This is a genomic window from Paraburkholderia sp. UCT70 (assembly GCF_050434085.1).
Taxonomy (GTDB): Bacteria; Pseudomonadota; Gammaproteobacteria; order Burkholderiales; family Burkholderiaceae; genus Paraburkholderia; species Paraburkholderia tuberum.
In genome coordinates this window covers 3,114,771-3,128,574 of record NZ_JBNPVZ010000002.1, presented here as the reverse complement: position 1 = coordinate 3,128,574, position 13,804 = coordinate 3,114,771, and the positions used below count along the sequence as shown (strand labels likewise).

Here is a 13,804-nt window from a genome sequence, read left to right as displayed (position 1 = left end):
GGAGTTCTCCATTGATTGGAACAACGCTTCCCTAGATGCCTCGGCCCTGTTCGGGGTCCATCCTGCTCGTTGAAGATGCTGAGCATTTACCTATCCTTGGTAACAGGCGGCCTAGTTTATTCAGCCAGGATGTTCCGATCAGACGGAGGGCGTATGTCGTATGAGGGCGAAGTTTTGGATGCCTGTGGTGTGGTCAACGTCGATTTCTCAAAAACGAGCGTTGTCGCGGTGAGCGGAGACGGTCCGAACGTGTGCGGGCATCTGCTTTTATATGCTGACAGCCGTGGCGGGTTTTATTTCCAGGTCGCCGGTTTGAAGGATTATCCACGTTACCTTGATTTGGGCGGCTACGGTCGTTATCTGAAAGAGAGCGGAAAGGTCGAGTTGATTCGCCGACCCGTTGACATTCCGGACCCAAACGGAGCACTACTCAAACTTGAAGAACTAATGTCAAAGTCCTGGACCTGGTGGGTGCTTCCGCACAACTGCGTTGCTTTCTGCGAAGACGTGATTACGGCTGGAGGCGGGACTTGGGGTTCCTACAGCAATTGTCCAGCCATCGCGACGGATGCCTACCTTCAAAATGCATACGATTGGCTGGTCAATGGCATCTATGGCATCTATGGCGTTCCTCGATAGCGAATAAAATCACAGTCTCCACACCTCTCTGTTGTTGTCGATGGCGGTCTACCGCATCTGTCGGGCGGAAGCACGGACATAATTCTGCGCGGCGTCCGATCGGCTAGCGGCACGAAATTGACACGACGCGGCGCGACATGCCTGGACATAGGCAGAGCACCTATGAATTGCGTGCAGTGAAGGATCAGAAGGTTTGCGCATATGAAGAATCTTTTTCTGTTGCCTCTTTGCGCGGCGTTTTTCTTGCTCGGCGTGGCGTATGCCGAAGTCGACCAGTCAGATCCGCGAGCGCTGATCAAGACTGCGACGCAGCAGATACTCGACGAGGTGCGGGACCGGGCGATCCAGCCGAACGATATCCCCCGCATCATGGATATCGTGAACCGGGACATTCTTCCTTACACCGATTTTCGACGCACGACCTCGCTCGCGATGGGGCGTTACTGGGGAACGGCGACGCCTGCGCAGCAGCAAGAGGTGGTCAAGCAGTTCAAGATGCTTTTGATTTACACGTATTCAGGCGCCGTGGGTCAGCTTCGTGCGGATCAACGGATCGACTATCCGCCTTCCCACTTCGCGCCGACCGATGAGGATGTGGTGGTGCGCACAGTTGCGGACAGGAACGGACAGCCGGCGGAGATTGACTACCGTTTGTACAAGACGCCGGAAGGGTGGCGTCTATATGATCTGAACGTCCTCGGCGTTTGGCTGATCCAAACCTATCGGCAGCAGTTCAGCGACAAGATCAAGCAAAGCGGCATGGACGGTCTGATCCAGTTTCTCACTGAGCGGAACCAGCAGCTTGCTTCGAGCAAACGGTAAAAGACGCTTCAGTGCGGTGACAATAAATGAATAGGCCTGGTCGATATTTGAGAGCCACGGTGATTGCGGCAGAATGTGTGATAAGTCCTGACGCGGAGAGGTGGGCGCGCAAATTCGGACAGTCGGATAAGTGGAATGCTCGGGGCCTGAGCCGGCGATAATGCCGAAAAAGGAACCAGGAAGATGACGAAGAGAACCCGACGGACGCACTCAGCCGCGTTCAAAGCGAAAGTGGCGATGGCGGCGGTCAAGGGCGAGCGGACGCTAGCCGAACTGGCGCAGCAGTTCGATGTGCACCCGAACCAGATCACCGAATGGAAGCGGCAGTTGCAGGAACGTGCCGCCGACGTGTTTGGCGCAGGCGGCACGGCGTCGAGCGAGCCGCAAGTCGATTTGAAGGAGCTACATGCGAAGATCGGCCAGCTCACGCTGGAGAACGATTTTTTAAGCGGCGCGCTCAACAAGGCGGGATTGCTGAGCGCAAAGCGATGATCGATCGTACGCACGCATTGCCGGTCTCGCAGCAGGCGCGACTCGTTGGTATCGCAAGATCGAGCGTGTATTACCGGGCGCAACCGGTGAGCGAGGCAGACCTGTTGCTGATGCGCCGGATCGACGAACTGCACATGGAGTAATGAGATGGTCACCCCCACCCTATGAGCGGACTACGCTGTAGGGGTTTCCTTTGTGGAGAGGCCCATCATGCAAGACGTGACACTGGTAGGAATTGATCTTGGCAAACATTCGTTTCATCTCCACGGTCAGGATCGGCGCGGCAAAGCCGTGTTTCGCAAGAAGGTGGGGCGCAAGCAGCTCCTGGAGTTTTTTGCCAAGTTCCACGCCTGCACGGTGGTCATGGAAGCGTGCGCCGGTGCACATCACATGGCTCGCAAGCTGGTCAGCTTGGGGCACCGGGTCAAGCTGATCTCGCCGCAGTTCGTGCGGCCTTTCGTCAAGAGCAACAAGAACGACTTCGTGCACGCCGAGGCGATCTGCGAGGCGGCCTCGCGCCCCGCCATGCGATTTGTGACACCAAAGACGGAATCACAGCAGACGCTATCAGCCCTGCATCGGGTCCGCGATTCGCTGGTCCGTGATCGGGTTAAAGCCGTCAATCAGATGCACGGCTTTCTGCTTGAGTTCGGCATCAGCCTGCCGATCGGCAACGCCGTTATCAAACGCTTGCCGGCGGTGCTCGCCGAACATTCACTGCCGCCGCACCTCGTCGCCATCCTCGAACGCCTGCATGCGCACTTCAAGTACCTGAGCGAGCAGATCGGCGAGATCGACAAGGAGATGACGCGCCAACTTGCCGACGATGAATTCGGTCAGCGTCTGCTGACGATTCCCGGAGTCGGCCCGATAACGGCGAGCGTGTTGAGCGCCGAGATGGGCGACGGCAAGCAGTACGGATGCAGCCGGGACTTCGCGGCATCGCTTGGTCTCGTGCCACGCCAATACAGCACCGGCGGCAGAGCCAACCTGCTGGGGATCAGCAAGTCAGTATGACTCCCGTTCGGCAAGGCTGGCCGCCGAGGGGAATTAAGCGCGGGTTAGCATTGCTGCCAGAGCCGCATTGAGTGGGGACGGAGCCACTGCTCAACGGTCTGTTCCGACACGGAGGCCAGCGTGGAAAACGATAGCACGTTGTACGTAGGACTGGATGTCCATAAGGATTCGATCACGGTTGCGTACGCGATCGGCATGAGCGAAGTTGAACTGTTTGGCAAGGTCGGCGCCATGCATATTGATATCGACCGGTTGTGCAAGAAGTTGCAAACAAAGGCGCGGCACATCTGCTTTGTCTATGAAGCGGGGCCCTGCGGATATGGGTTGTACAGGAGGCTGATCGATAAAGGCTTCGACTGCATGGTCTGCGCACCGTCACTCATTCCACGGAAACCGGGAGATCGCGTCAAAACAGACCGTCGCGACGCGATCAAGCTAGTGCGTTCGCTACGCGCCGGCGACCTCTCGGCCGTACATGTGCCATCGGTTGAAGACGAAGCGTTCCGAGACCTGGCACGCGCCTGGTCAGCTGCCAGGGAAGATCTGAAGGCCGCACGCTGCAGGCTCAAATCGTTTCTGCTTGCCCACGGCGTTCGTTACCTTGGTCACCCCAACTGGGGGCCCACCCACCGACGCTGGATAAGTACGTTCTCGTTCGACAGCGCATGGCAACAACTGGCGTTCAATGAACACCGGCGCACGATCGAAGACCGGCTCGCGCAATGTGAAAGGCTGGAACTGGCATTGCGTGAATCTGTCACCAGCTGGCGGTTTTACCCGGTCGTACTCGCGTTGCAGGCTATGCGCGGGATTAACTTCACGTCGGCGATCGGCCTGGTCTCCGAGCTGGGTGACCTGTCGCGCTTCGAGCATCCGCGACAGCTGATGGCGTGGCTCGGCGTGACGCCTTCTGAGCACTCCTCAGGCGGAAAGCGACGCCAAGGAAGCATTACCAAAACAGGCAACAGTTATGCGCGCAAGCTATTGGTCGAATCCGCCTGGAGTTACCGCCATCCTGCCCGCGTGAGCATTGACATCCAGCGCCGGCATGAAGGGCTACCCAAGCCGATAATCGACCGTGCCTGGGACGCGCAACTAAGACTGTGCAGGCGATATCGCAAGCTCGTCGCCAGAGGGAAGACCGCGCACGTGGCCATCATCGCTATTGCACGCGAGCTGGCGGGCTTGATCTGGGACGTCGGCCGATTGGGAATGACGCTGGCTTTACCGCCAAGCGCGCAATCCGCATGAACAAAGGGCTGTACGTAAAAAGACCAACCAGTATCAAGAGTTTCCTGAAGGCGGCGCAGCCCGGTATTCGAGTAACCCGCGACCACGTTTGGCAACGGCATCAGTCGACTTGCGTAGTAAGGAAGCGGCAGGCTCATGAGACGGACCTCTGTAATGCGGCAACCAACCCGCGAATGTCAGCGTGATCCACCGTCGAGTTTTACTGCTACGCCGCCTTCAGGAAATTTGCTTTGACCATGGAGTAAATGGTGAAAACCGATCCAGATTGACACTGGGAGGGCGGCCTCAAATCTGAAGTGCAACACCTGTTTCGTATAAGGTGTTGCGATGCACGAAAGAACTCAATATCAACAACTTCAGCCTGAAGAGCGCCTGATCATTGCAAGTCTGCATCTGCAGGGTTCGAGTATCCGGGCCATGGCCCGGATACTCGGTCGCTCGCCAGCCACCGTTAGCCGTGAACTGGCGCGAAACAGCTTGCCTGCTGGCTACGCGTCCGTGTCGGCTGAAGCGCTCAGTGCCGCACGCCGCAGCGCGGGTCGCCGCCCCCCAAAGCTTTGCCTGCAAAGCGTCTGCTGGCGCATCGTTCTCACTCTGCTCGAGTGGAAATGGTCACCTCAGCAGATATCGGGCACACTGAAGCGTATGTATCCGACCGACCCAACCCAGCAGGTTTCGCACGAAACCATCTACACGGCTATCTACGCCCAGCCGCGCGGCGAACTGCGCCGTCAGCTCATTGCGTGCTTGCGCCATGGCCACAGCACGCGCATGCCGCGTACACGGGGCACAGACCGGCGCGGACAGATTCCCGACATGGTCAGTACATGTGCGGCCGCCCGAAATCGAAGACCGACTGCTGCCTGGGCACTGGGAAGGCGACTTCATCAAGGGTGCCGGCAACCAGTCCTCGGTAGGCGTGCTGGTCGAACGGACCAGCCGTCTGGTGCTGCTTGCCAGGATGGAAGATGCCACCGCCGCTTCAGCGCTGGCCGGCTTCTCCGCCAAACTCAATTCGATTGTCGCGCCATTACGGCAGAGCTTCACCTACGACCAGGGCAAAGAAATGTCGCGGCATCAAGAACTCACCGCCGCAACCGGCGTGAAGGTGTACTTCTGCGACCCGCACAGTCCCTGGCAACGCGGCACTTGCGAAAACACCAACGGGCTGCTGCGCCAGTATCTGCCCAAAGGCACGGACCTTTCGGTCTACAGTCAGGACGAACTTGACGCTATCGCCGACAGTCTGAACAGCCGACCTCGTGCAAGTCATGCCTTCCATTCGCCGTTCGAGGTCTTCGCCGCGACCCTTGCTTCAGCAAGTCAACCTCAAGGCTCTAAACATTAAACCCGCTGTTGCGCTTCACTCTTGAAACCGCCGAGTCATATCAGCGGGGCGATAAAAACATCCGCGCCTGCTGGTTCAGTGCGCTAGAGCTTACATGCAGCGACTCGGGCGCCAGAGCGGCCCACTTGCCGATTGGGTTCGTGCCTTGCTGGCGCGGCGCCACTCCAATGTCGTGGCGTGTGCTCTCGCGAATAAGCTGGCGCGCACGGCCTGGGCGCTGGTCACTCGAAATACTGTCTTCGATGCGAAGGCGGCCGTCATGCCTGCCTGACCAGCCGATCCCACACTGTTTTACCGAGTACCTATCTGGTTTTGCGACCGCTGAAATTTGATGACGTGAACGGCACACCGGCCTGACGGAAAACCCGAAAACGGGAATGGCTCTTGAAGCCGATGGAGTTTTTTGGGACCGTCAGGCGCGATTCTCATCGTGGCGCGGGGAGCTATCCCTACACGACGCCGGATAGATTTTGGCAAGCCAACCACGCCGTCAAAAATCAAGGTTGCAAAAACGGGGGTGACCATAGATTCCGTTTGCCGGAGCGCGGATGCTGGCGCGACTGCTGCGTCGCGAGGCACACGAGATTGGCCGCCGGCGCGTGCGCACGCTGATGAAGCGCATGGGTATCGAGGCGCTGTACTGCAAGCCGAACACGAGCCGACGCAATGCTCAGCACAAGATCTGGCCGTATCTGCTGCGGGGCATGACGATCAATCGGGCAAACCAGGTCTGGGCACTGGATACGAGTTATATCCCGATGGCGCGCGGCTTCGTGTATCTGACCGCCGTGGTGGACTGGGCCAGCAGGAAGGTACTGGCCCACCGCGTAGCGATCACGATGGAGGCGATGCACGCTGTCGAGGCGTTGGAAGAAGCGTTCGCAAAGTACGGGCAACCTGAGATCGTCAATACCGACCAGGGCAGCCAGTTCACCGCGACAGTGTTCACCGGGGCCGTGCTCGGCAGGGGCATCCGCCTGTCCATGGATGGCAAAGGCGCCTGGCGCGACAACGTGTTCGTCGAACGCGTGTGGCGCAGCGTGAAATATGAAGAGGTGTATCTGAAAGCCTATGAATCGGTCGGCCACGCCCGGCGCTCAATCGGCGACTACATCAATCTGTACAAGTGCGTTTCATACTGCCCAACCTCGCTATGTTGTTGATAAATCTAGAGAGCCCTGTTGTGTCGTTGGTATTGTGGGGTGTCCACGCCGTGCGCGAGCCCGTCCGACGAGTTCGGTAACTGCGTCCCCGGTCAGCGAATTGCGATTGAAGATCCATGGCCCGTTGGGTAACGGATGTTCGGCTGGGATCTTGTTGCGCTCAACTGCGAGCCTGAGCGTTCCGGGGCTCACACCGATGAACGCCGATGCCTCGGTCAACGTCATCCATCCTTCAGCAGCACGTCGTTCGCTCGAATAGACCGGGATCTGATGGTGGCTGCGCAACGCGGTGACTCGCTCCTGGGTCCAGAAGTTACCCCGGCCGGTTCGCAGGTCATTGCGATTGAGTACGCCGGCGATCACCAGATCCGGACAGATACGGACAAGCTGGCGCACGGCATCAATTGCTTCACGTGACGTATGCGTAGTGTTCTCTCCGCGGCGCCGCCGCGGCACGCGAATCTCGGTATGTACTCCGCCCTTCCAGTGAATGACGAGCACGATTTCGCTCGTTGCGTCGTCAACGTCAACGACGACTTCGTGGATCAGGGTGCGCACTATGCGCTTCTTCAGGCGGGCGTCGGCCTGCGGCCAGATCGATTCCAATGCAGTGGCAAGATCGGCAAACTCCTCTGGCTGGGTAGGCGGTATCTGGCCGGATGTGCGCGACTGTTGCTCGATACGCGATTCCAGTTCCTCGACGCGTAGTAGCGCATGATTCCAGCGCCGCTCCAGTTCGTCGGCGACGAGCCGGTTCTCGGGGTCAGCAGCATCGTACTGTTTCTGCGCGCGTTGCGCGGCGTAGCGTGCAGCCTGAAGATCCCGCTGCAACGCGGCCAGCACTTCGTCCTGCTTCAGGGTCTCTTCTTCGCGCGCCACGATTGCTGCCTCAATTGCCGCCGGTTGAACGACCTGCAAGACCGCCTCGGCGATGGCCGCGTCCGCGCGTGTGCCACCGAACGCAATACAACGCGGTTGCCCCTTGTCCATCCAGCCGCGATGACAGCTATAGCGCAAGGCGTCGTGCCTGTTACCCGTGTAGTGTAGCGTCAGCTTGCTCGCGCAGCGCCTGCAGCGCAATAGTCCCGCCAGCAGGGCCTCACCGTTCTTCGGGGCGCCAGCGTGTCCGGCCAGACGCAGGTTGCCGCTAATGGCACACTGGATCCGTTCGAATTCGTCCCAGTCAACGTACCCTTCGTGGGCATTCGGAATGAGCGCAAGCCACTGATCCCGTGGTTTGCGGCGATCACGTTTGCGTGGTTCCCCAGCCTCGTAATGGATCGCGCATTCGGTTTTGCCATAGGCATACGTGCCACCGTAGATCGGGTTGGTCAGGATCCGGTACACCGTGCCGTAGCTCGGCCGTTTCCATTGGATTTCGCCGCGCGGCATGCATGCCGGCAACTGCAGGCCGTGCTCCAGGAACCATAACAACGTCTGACGCACCGAACCAATCGCGCCGAACTGGCGGAATACTGAGCGGATGGCGTCCTGCACGCGCAAATCCGGATCCTTCTCCAGGCGCTGGTCTTCGGTCTTGCAGTAACCCACCGGCGCCGCGACAATGAGTTCGCCGCGTTTGGCCTTCTCCCGACGAGCTTCGAGCGAACGCTGACGCAACAGATCCAGCTCGTATTCGTTCAGGCTGCCCTTCAAGCCGAGCAGCAAACGATCGTTGCTCTGCCGCGGTGAGTAGACGGTCTCCTGATCGACGAGCACCGTGTCGACGACGCGGCACACCTCAACCAGTTGCTGCCACTCGCGACTGTTGCGCGCGAATCGTGAAACCTCGCGAGCGGCAACTGCGCCGACGTGCCCAAGACAGACCTCTGCGACCATCCGTTCGAAGCCCGTGCGCGTTTGCGTTCCGGCCGCAGAGCGTCCCAGATCCTCGTCGATCACCTCGATCTCGTTCCAGCCCAACTGATGCAGACGATCCTGCATCGCATACTGCAGCTTCTGGCTCTCCAGATTGTGGCTGACCTGGTAGGCCGACGACTGGCGCACGTACAGCATGGCCTTGCGCGCCAGATGCTGCGCCCGAATCTTGTCACTCATCGCGCACCTCCGGCTCGTGTACGGCGGCGAGCAGCCCGCGACGGTGTTGCCGCAGCAGCTGCGCCAGCAAACGCACCGTCTGCTGCCGGACCTCTTGCGGCAGGTGCTCCCATTGTGGTGTCTTCGGAAAGAGACGGAACAGGTCGAGTTGACCGCCCGGTTGGGGGTTTGTCTGGCGTCGCATCAGCACCTCCTGTACGGAGCAAAGGATGGTGCTCGGCTTGTACCATACCGCGCGGCGTGGCAGCAGGCGCCTGCGCCAACAGGTACTTCAGTTCCCTCAATGCTTCACAGCTGACGGCGGGAGACGTTGCCGAGGTAATGCGACAGCAGGCAACGGGATCGAACATCCATTGCGGCACCTCCAGCAAGCCCGCCGTGTCGAACGGCTCTCGCCCACAGCGCAGCACTGACTCGGCGTTCTTCCTCTCTATCGTGGTGAAAATCCATACCGTGTGCCCGTACCACGGGTGCCAGCGGTAGAGAACCTCCTTTGATTCGCCGATATGGGCGTTGTGTTGACGGCTTGTACAACCAGAGACGACCTCATTCGAGCCTGGAAGACCGCACGCCGGATGAGGCATACTTCGCGACGCTGCCTGCGATCAAATTGGCAGCATGACTGCCCCGGACGTTCCACTTAAAAATCTCAGAAGACTGTCCGAACGAGTGAGGCCATCTCTCGGCCACTTTCGGCCGTTCGACAAGGCCGTTCAGATCCGCGACAATCGCCTCCGATGCCGAGGTTCGGTTTTCTATCTCAACGGTTCGACTTTCCTATGCGGGTGGCAGTTTGAATGACGAGAGCTACATCGGTTGGTTAAGACAGAAGGTCGGTAATGGTTTGATACTGAGCCCGTCAGTTGGGGCCGTGATTCACGATCACGAGAGCAGACTTCTCTTGCAAGAGAAATCTTCGGATGAGGCTTGGAGTTTGCCAGCTGGGGAAATTGAACTGGGTGAAAGCCCCCAAGAAGCAATTGCCCGGGAGGTGATGGAAGAGACCGGATACGCCATCCGCATTCATGGCATTCTTGGCGTCTTCGGCGGCCGAGCATTCCGGTACACGTATCCCAATGGCGATCAGGTTGAATACGTTGCGACGTTGTTTCAGTGCAAGATCACTGGCGGTTCCGGAATTCCTACCGACACCGAAACCAAGTCCACCAGGTATTTCAAAAGGCACGAAATGCCCGAACTGGCATTACCGTATTCGATCGACGATTTGTTCCGCAAGTTCTAAGAGCTGATGACAAGCCAGCTACGCGTGATCGGCAGCAGCCGGCCACGAACGGTCAGTCCATATTCGTGCATAGATCGTCGACAATTAATTGTTCACGTGAAACTTTTGAAACCTCTATTATCTGTTGCGTCTTTCCGAAAACGTTCTTGGAGCAGTCAATGCGGATTAGAACCACCTATTTGAAAGTGTCGGACATGGAACGCAGTTCTGCTTTCTGGGAAAACCTGTTGGAACGCGCGCCGAACCGCAGGTCGGATAGGTGGACCGAATTCTCGCTCGGTGAAGTCCGCTTCGGATTGCTGCTAAATGATTTTGGCGATGAGTTCGTCGGGAGCGGATGCGTTCCTGTGTTCGAATTTGACGTATCCGCCTTGCATATATTTCTGGATCGCGCCAAGGCTTTTGGGGCAACAGTCGCTCTCGACGGGCTAAACAATGAAGCCATGAAGAGCATTGTGTTGGTTAGCCCTGATGGCCATGAGTTCGAACTTTGCGCATGTCACGACTAATCGGTTGTTCTACCCCGAAAATCTAAGCCTGCGTTGCCCGTCGCGAGTGTCCGTTCCTAAGGGCGTCAACGGGCTGTTGTGGGTCGGTATATGCCCTTCATACAGCCAGCCGCCGGCAAGGGATCGCGCGGAGTACGGTCCAATTGCCGACGTTCGGTGAAGGCACCAAGATTTTGCATCGCTTCCCAGGTTTACTGTGGCGGCACAGTGACTACACTTGGTAAGGCTCGCGGATATCAGGTGCGTGGCCTTCTCAATTCGTTGCGCACACTCCACGCCGTCCGAAAGAGCAGTTCGAGGAGGCTGCACACATGGTTTGTGCGGCGTGCTCGTGTCGTTGGTCCATGAAATAGGAGGAGACAATCATGCAAACCGTAATAAGGACATATTCCGGAAAGGGTGCAAAGGAGTTATTCGATCTACTGGAGAAAAGAGCGGCTGACGTCGAGGAACTGCTGCGTTCGGTCAAAGGCTTCGTCGGCTACACCCTCGCACGCAGCGGCGATGGCGGATTCTCGGTTACTGTCTGCCAGGACAAGGCCGGCATCGATGAAAGCGTGCAAAAGGCGAAGGACTGGATCGCGAAGAACGCTGGAAACACTGGCGCGGCCGCGCCGGAAATATCGGAGGGATCAGTCCTCATTCACCTGAAGTAACTTCGCCTCGCGACTGGCAGCGCGTGAGTTCAGCGGGCGGATTGCGAAGCACGGAAGCGGCCTCACCGGCTGCTGCTCACGCACACTTCTTGCCGAGTTCATCCAGACCGGACCTTATACATGATGTTCGAAGAAAGTGAAGTGGCGGTCGCCATTCGGGAATGGTTATGGCGCAAACGTACTGCGCATTTCGTCGCCTATGCACCGCAGACTTGCGAGGTCAAGATTCAGGATGACCGTTGCAGTTTAGTCGTTGCCAATCACGATAGGCCGTGGGCGGCGGATGAGCGGATGTTTGGACAAACGCTGGGAAATCGCGGTAACAGATCTGGCCACAACGATATGAGCGACGCACCCGCGGTGCCGCACGGCGTGGCACGAGCGGGGAATCGCGCATTGCGGCCACCTCGGGGCTGGGTGTAGTCTGTTTTCCGGTAAAACGGGGAAGCAGGCCTGCTGCTCAGCGGCGGAACATTGAAGCGCGCCGATACATAAAGTTGCGCGTCATCGGTTTCGCCACGCATTGTTCGAAAGAGGGAAACGTCATGAACAAGCTTGCGTCCATTCTCGTGTGGGGTGTGCTGGCCGCTGTCGGCGCTTTCGCTTTCGCCAGGCTCGCGCTTGGGCGCGGTGAAAGTGTGAACGCGGTGTGGCTGGTGACCGCAGCCCTCATCGTTTATTTCATCGCATACCGCTTTTATAGCAAGTTCATTGCCGAACGCGTGCTGCGGCTCGACGATACTCGCCAGACCCCGGCCGAACGCCACGACGATGGTATGGATTACGTGCCGACTAACAGGTGGGTGCTGTTCGGCCATCATTTCGCCGCAATCGCTGGCGCCGGTCCTCTGGTCGGTCCGGTGCTGGCAGCGCAGATGGGCTACCTGCCCGGCACGCTGTGGATCCTCGCAGGCGTCGTGGTAGCCGGTGCGGTGCAGGATTTCATCGTGCTCTTCGCGTCGGTGCGCCGGGACGGCAAATCCCTTGGCGAAATGATCAAGATGGAACTGGGCCCGATTCCAGGCTCGCTGGCTCTGGTCGGCGTGCTCGCGATCATGATCATCATTCTTGCTGTCCTGAGCCTGGTGGTGGTCAAGGCGCTCACGGCCAGCCCGTGGGGCCTGTTCACCATCGCGGCGACGATACCGATCGCGCTGCTGATGGGCGTCTACATGCGCTTCATTCGTCCGGGGCGCGTGGGCGAAGCCTCCCTGTTCGGTGTCGTGCTTTTGCTCGTCTCGATCGTCCTGGGCAAGACGGTAGCCAACGATCCCACCTGGGCACCGATCTTTACGTTGACTGGCCCGCAACTGGCGTGGGCCCTGATTCTGTACGGCGCCATCGCCTCCAGCTTGCCGGTGTGGCTGATGCTCGCTCCGCGCGACTACCTCAGCACGTTCCTGAAGATCGGCACGATCGTGGCTCTCGCGGTGGGCATTTACGTCGTCGCCCCGGCTCTTTCGATGCCGCAGACCACACGCTTCATCGACGGCACCGGGCCGGTCTTCTCCGGCGCGCTCTTTCCGTTTCTGTTCATTACGATCGCCTGCGGAGCGGTCTCGGGGTTTCACGCGCTGATATCTTCCGGCACCACACCGAAGATGATCGAGCGCGAGTCGCATATGCGCCTAATCGGGTTCGGTGGCATGCTCGCCGAGTCATTCGTCGCAGTCATGGCGCTGACGGCGGCCTGCGTATTGCACCCGGGCATCTACTTCGCCATGAACGCCCCAGCGGCAATTATCGGCACCACCGCCGCACAGGCGGCGCAAGTCGTGTCCGGGTGGGGATTCGTCATCGCGCCGGAACTGATCAACCAGACAGCCGCGAACATCGGCGAAACCAGCATCCTGTCGCGCGCTGGCGGTGCCCCGACGCTCGCCGTAGGCATGGCGCAGATTCTGGGCCAGGCCCTCGGCGGCCAGGCCATGGAGGCCTTCTGGTATCACTTCGCCATCCTGTTCGAGGCGCTGTTTATCCTGACCGCCGTGGACGCCGGCACGCGGGTCGGCCGCTTCATGATTCAGGACATGCTAGGCCACGTCTATCGGCCGCTGGGCAACACCCAGTTACTGCCCGCGAACCTGCTGGGCACCGGTATCTGCGTGGCGGCCTGGGGCTACTTTCTCTATCAGGGCGTAGTCGACCCGCTGGGTGGCATCAACACCCTTTGGCAGCTTTTCGGCGTGGGCAATCAGATGCTCGCTGGCATCGCTCTGCTGCTCTGCACCAGCGTGCTGGTCAAGATGAAGCGCGAGCGCTACATCTGGGTGACACTGGTGCCCACTATGTGGCTCCTGATTACAACGCTCACCGCCGGCATCCAGAAGATCTTCCACAGCGATCCGCGCATCGGCTTCCTTGCGCTGGCGCACAAGTTCAGCGACGCCGCCGCACAGCGGACCGTGCTTGCTCCCGCGAAGTCGCTTGCGGAAATGGAGCGGGTGGCCTTCAACAACTACCTGGACGCAATTGTCTGCGGCTTCTTTGTCGTGCTGGTAATCGCAATGTGCGTCTTCGCTGTCAAGATCTGCTTGCAGGCGCGGAGGCAGGCGCAGCCCACCGTCGTCGAGACGCCTGCTGTTGTGCGCGCTCAGGGGACCTGA

The 13,804-nt window shown here is 59.1% G+C and carries 10 protein-coding genes and 5 pseudogenes; 13 read left to right on the top strand and 2 right to left on the bottom strand.

Translation table 11 applies throughout. From position 1 onward, the window contains the following. Positions 1 to 153 precede the first annotated feature (153 nt). From OKW41_RS16715 to OKW41_RS16680, 8 genes and pseudogenes are all read left to right on the top strand, one after another. On the top strand, positions 154 to 639 hold the full coding sequence (locus OKW41_RS16715) for a hypothetical protein (RefSeq protein WP_429573204.1): 486 nt from the start codon (positions 154 to 156) through the stop codon (positions 637 to 639). A gap of 201 nt (positions 640 to 840) precedes the next feature. Next, positions 841 to 1,461: an MlaC/ttg2D family ABC transporter substrate-binding protein gene (locus tag OKW41_RS16710; protein WP_429573203.1), complete on the top strand. Its 621-nt coding sequence runs from the start codon at positions 841 to 843 to the stop codon at positions 1,459 to 1,461. A 183-nt stretch (positions 1,462 to 1,644) separates the two neighbouring features. Further along, a pseudogene (locus tag OKW41_RS16705) lies at positions 1,645 to 2,093 on the top strand (transposase); the annotation flags it as partial. 70 nt (positions 2,094 to 2,163) lie between these two features. Next, positions 2,164 to 2,961 (top strand): annotated as a pseudogene (locus OKW41_RS16700) (IS110 family transposase); the annotation flags it as partial. A 129-nt stretch (positions 2,962 to 3,090) separates the two neighbouring features. Continuing rightward, entirely contained in the window at positions 3,091 to 4,221 is a 1,131-nt protein-coding gene (locus OKW41_RS16695) for an IS110 family transposase (RefSeq protein ID WP_429573202.1), read from the top strand. Between the two features lie 327 nt (positions 4,222 to 4,548). Next, positions 4,549 to 5,569: pseudogene (locus OKW41_RS16690) on the top strand (IS30 family transposase). Between the two features lie 41 nt (positions 5,570 to 5,610). Continuing rightward, positions 5,611 to 5,840: pseudogene (locus OKW41_RS16685) on the top strand (IS110 family transposase); the annotation flags it as partial. A gap of 259 nt (positions 5,841 to 6,099) precedes the next feature. After that, positions 6,100 to 6,693 (top strand): annotated as a pseudogene (locus OKW41_RS16680) (IS3 family transposase); the annotation flags it as partial. Positions 6,694 to 6,720: 27 nt separating this feature from the next. Here OKW41_RS16680 and OKW41_RS16675 read toward each other — a convergent pair. Together OKW41_RS16675 and OKW41_RS16670 are read right to left on the bottom strand one after the other, a co-directional pair. Then, positions 6,721 to 8,790 (bottom strand): recombinase family protein, encoded by a 2,070-nt coding sequence (locus OKW41_RS16675; RefSeq protein WP_187639680.1) that lies wholly within the window; start codon positions 8,788 to 8,790, stop codon positions 6,721 to 6,723. Continuing rightward, positions 8,783 to 8,974, bottom strand: coding sequence for a hypothetical protein (locus OKW41_RS16670; protein WP_187639681.1), 192 nt, complete (start codon positions 8,972 to 8,974; stop codon positions 8,783 to 8,785). The genes OKW41_RS16675 and OKW41_RS16670 overlap by 8 nt, the downstream gene beginning before the upstream one ends. Before the next feature lie 609 nt (positions 8,975 to 9,583). Here OKW41_RS16670 and OKW41_RS16665 point away from each other — a divergent pair. From OKW41_RS16665 to OKW41_RS16645, 5 genes are all read left to right on the top strand, one after another. After that, a complete protein-coding gene (locus OKW41_RS16665) occupies positions 9,584 to 10,033 on the top strand; it encodes an NUDIX domain-containing protein (protein WP_429573201.1) in 450 nt (149 codons plus the stop codon). A 158-nt stretch (positions 10,034 to 10,191) separates the two neighbouring features. Further along, complete coding sequence (locus OKW41_RS16660; RefSeq protein ID WP_429573200.1) at positions 10,192 to 10,542, top strand: VOC family protein; 351 nt, start codon at positions 10,192 to 10,194, stop codon at positions 10,540 to 10,542. A 365-nt stretch (positions 10,543 to 10,907) separates the two neighbouring features. Continuing rightward, positions 10,908 to 11,198 (top strand): hypothetical protein, encoded by a 291-nt coding sequence (locus OKW41_RS16655; protein WP_429443994.1) that lies wholly within the window; start codon positions 10,908 to 10,910, stop codon positions 11,196 to 11,198. Positions 11,199 to 11,318: 120 nt separating this feature from the next. Continuing rightward, complete coding sequence (locus tag OKW41_RS16650; protein ID WP_429444178.1) at positions 11,319 to 11,621, top strand: hypothetical protein; 303 nt, start codon at positions 11,319 to 11,321, stop codon at positions 11,619 to 11,621. A gap of 122 nt (positions 11,622 to 11,743) precedes the next feature. Next, complete coding sequence (locus tag OKW41_RS16645; RefSeq protein ID WP_429573199.1) at positions 11,744 to 13,804, top strand: carbon starvation CstA family protein; 2,061 nt, start codon at positions 11,744 to 11,746, stop codon at positions 13,802 to 13,804.

What these genes read in the sequence shown, in the direction of transcription:
- OKW41_RS16715 (WP_429573204.1), top strand. Translation starts at nt 154, where the DNA reads ATGTCGTATGAGGGCGAAGTTTTGGATGCCTGTGGTGTGGTCAACGTC.
- OKW41_RS16710 (WP_429573203.1), top strand. Translation starts at nt 841, where the DNA reads ATGAAGAATCTTTTTCTGTTGCCTCTTTGCGCGGCGTTTTTCTTGCTC.
- OKW41_RS16675 (WP_187639680.1), bottom strand. Translation starts at nt 8,790, where the DNA reads ATGAGTGACAAGATTCGGGCGCAGCATCTGGCGCGCAAGGCCATGCTG.
- OKW41_RS16670 (WP_187639681.1), bottom strand. Translation starts at nt 8,974, where the DNA reads ATGCGACGCCAGACAAACCCCCAACCGGGCGGTCAACTCGACCTGTTC.
- OKW41_RS16660 (WP_429573200.1), top strand. Translation starts at nt 10,192, where the DNA reads ATGCGGATTAGAACCACCTATTTGAAAGTGTCGGACATGGAACGCAGT.
- OKW41_RS16655 (WP_429443994.1), top strand. Translation starts at nt 10,908, where the DNA reads ATGCAAACCGTAATAAGGACATATTCCGGAAAGGGTGCAAAGGAGTTA.
- OKW41_RS16650 (WP_429444178.1), top strand. Translation starts at nt 11,319, where the DNA reads ATGATGTTCGAAGAAAGTGAAGTGGCGGTCGCCATTCGGGAATGGTTA.
- OKW41_RS16645 (WP_429573199.1), top strand. Translation starts at nt 11,744, where the DNA reads ATGAACAAGCTTGCGTCCATTCTCGTGTGGGGTGTGCTGGCCGCTGTC.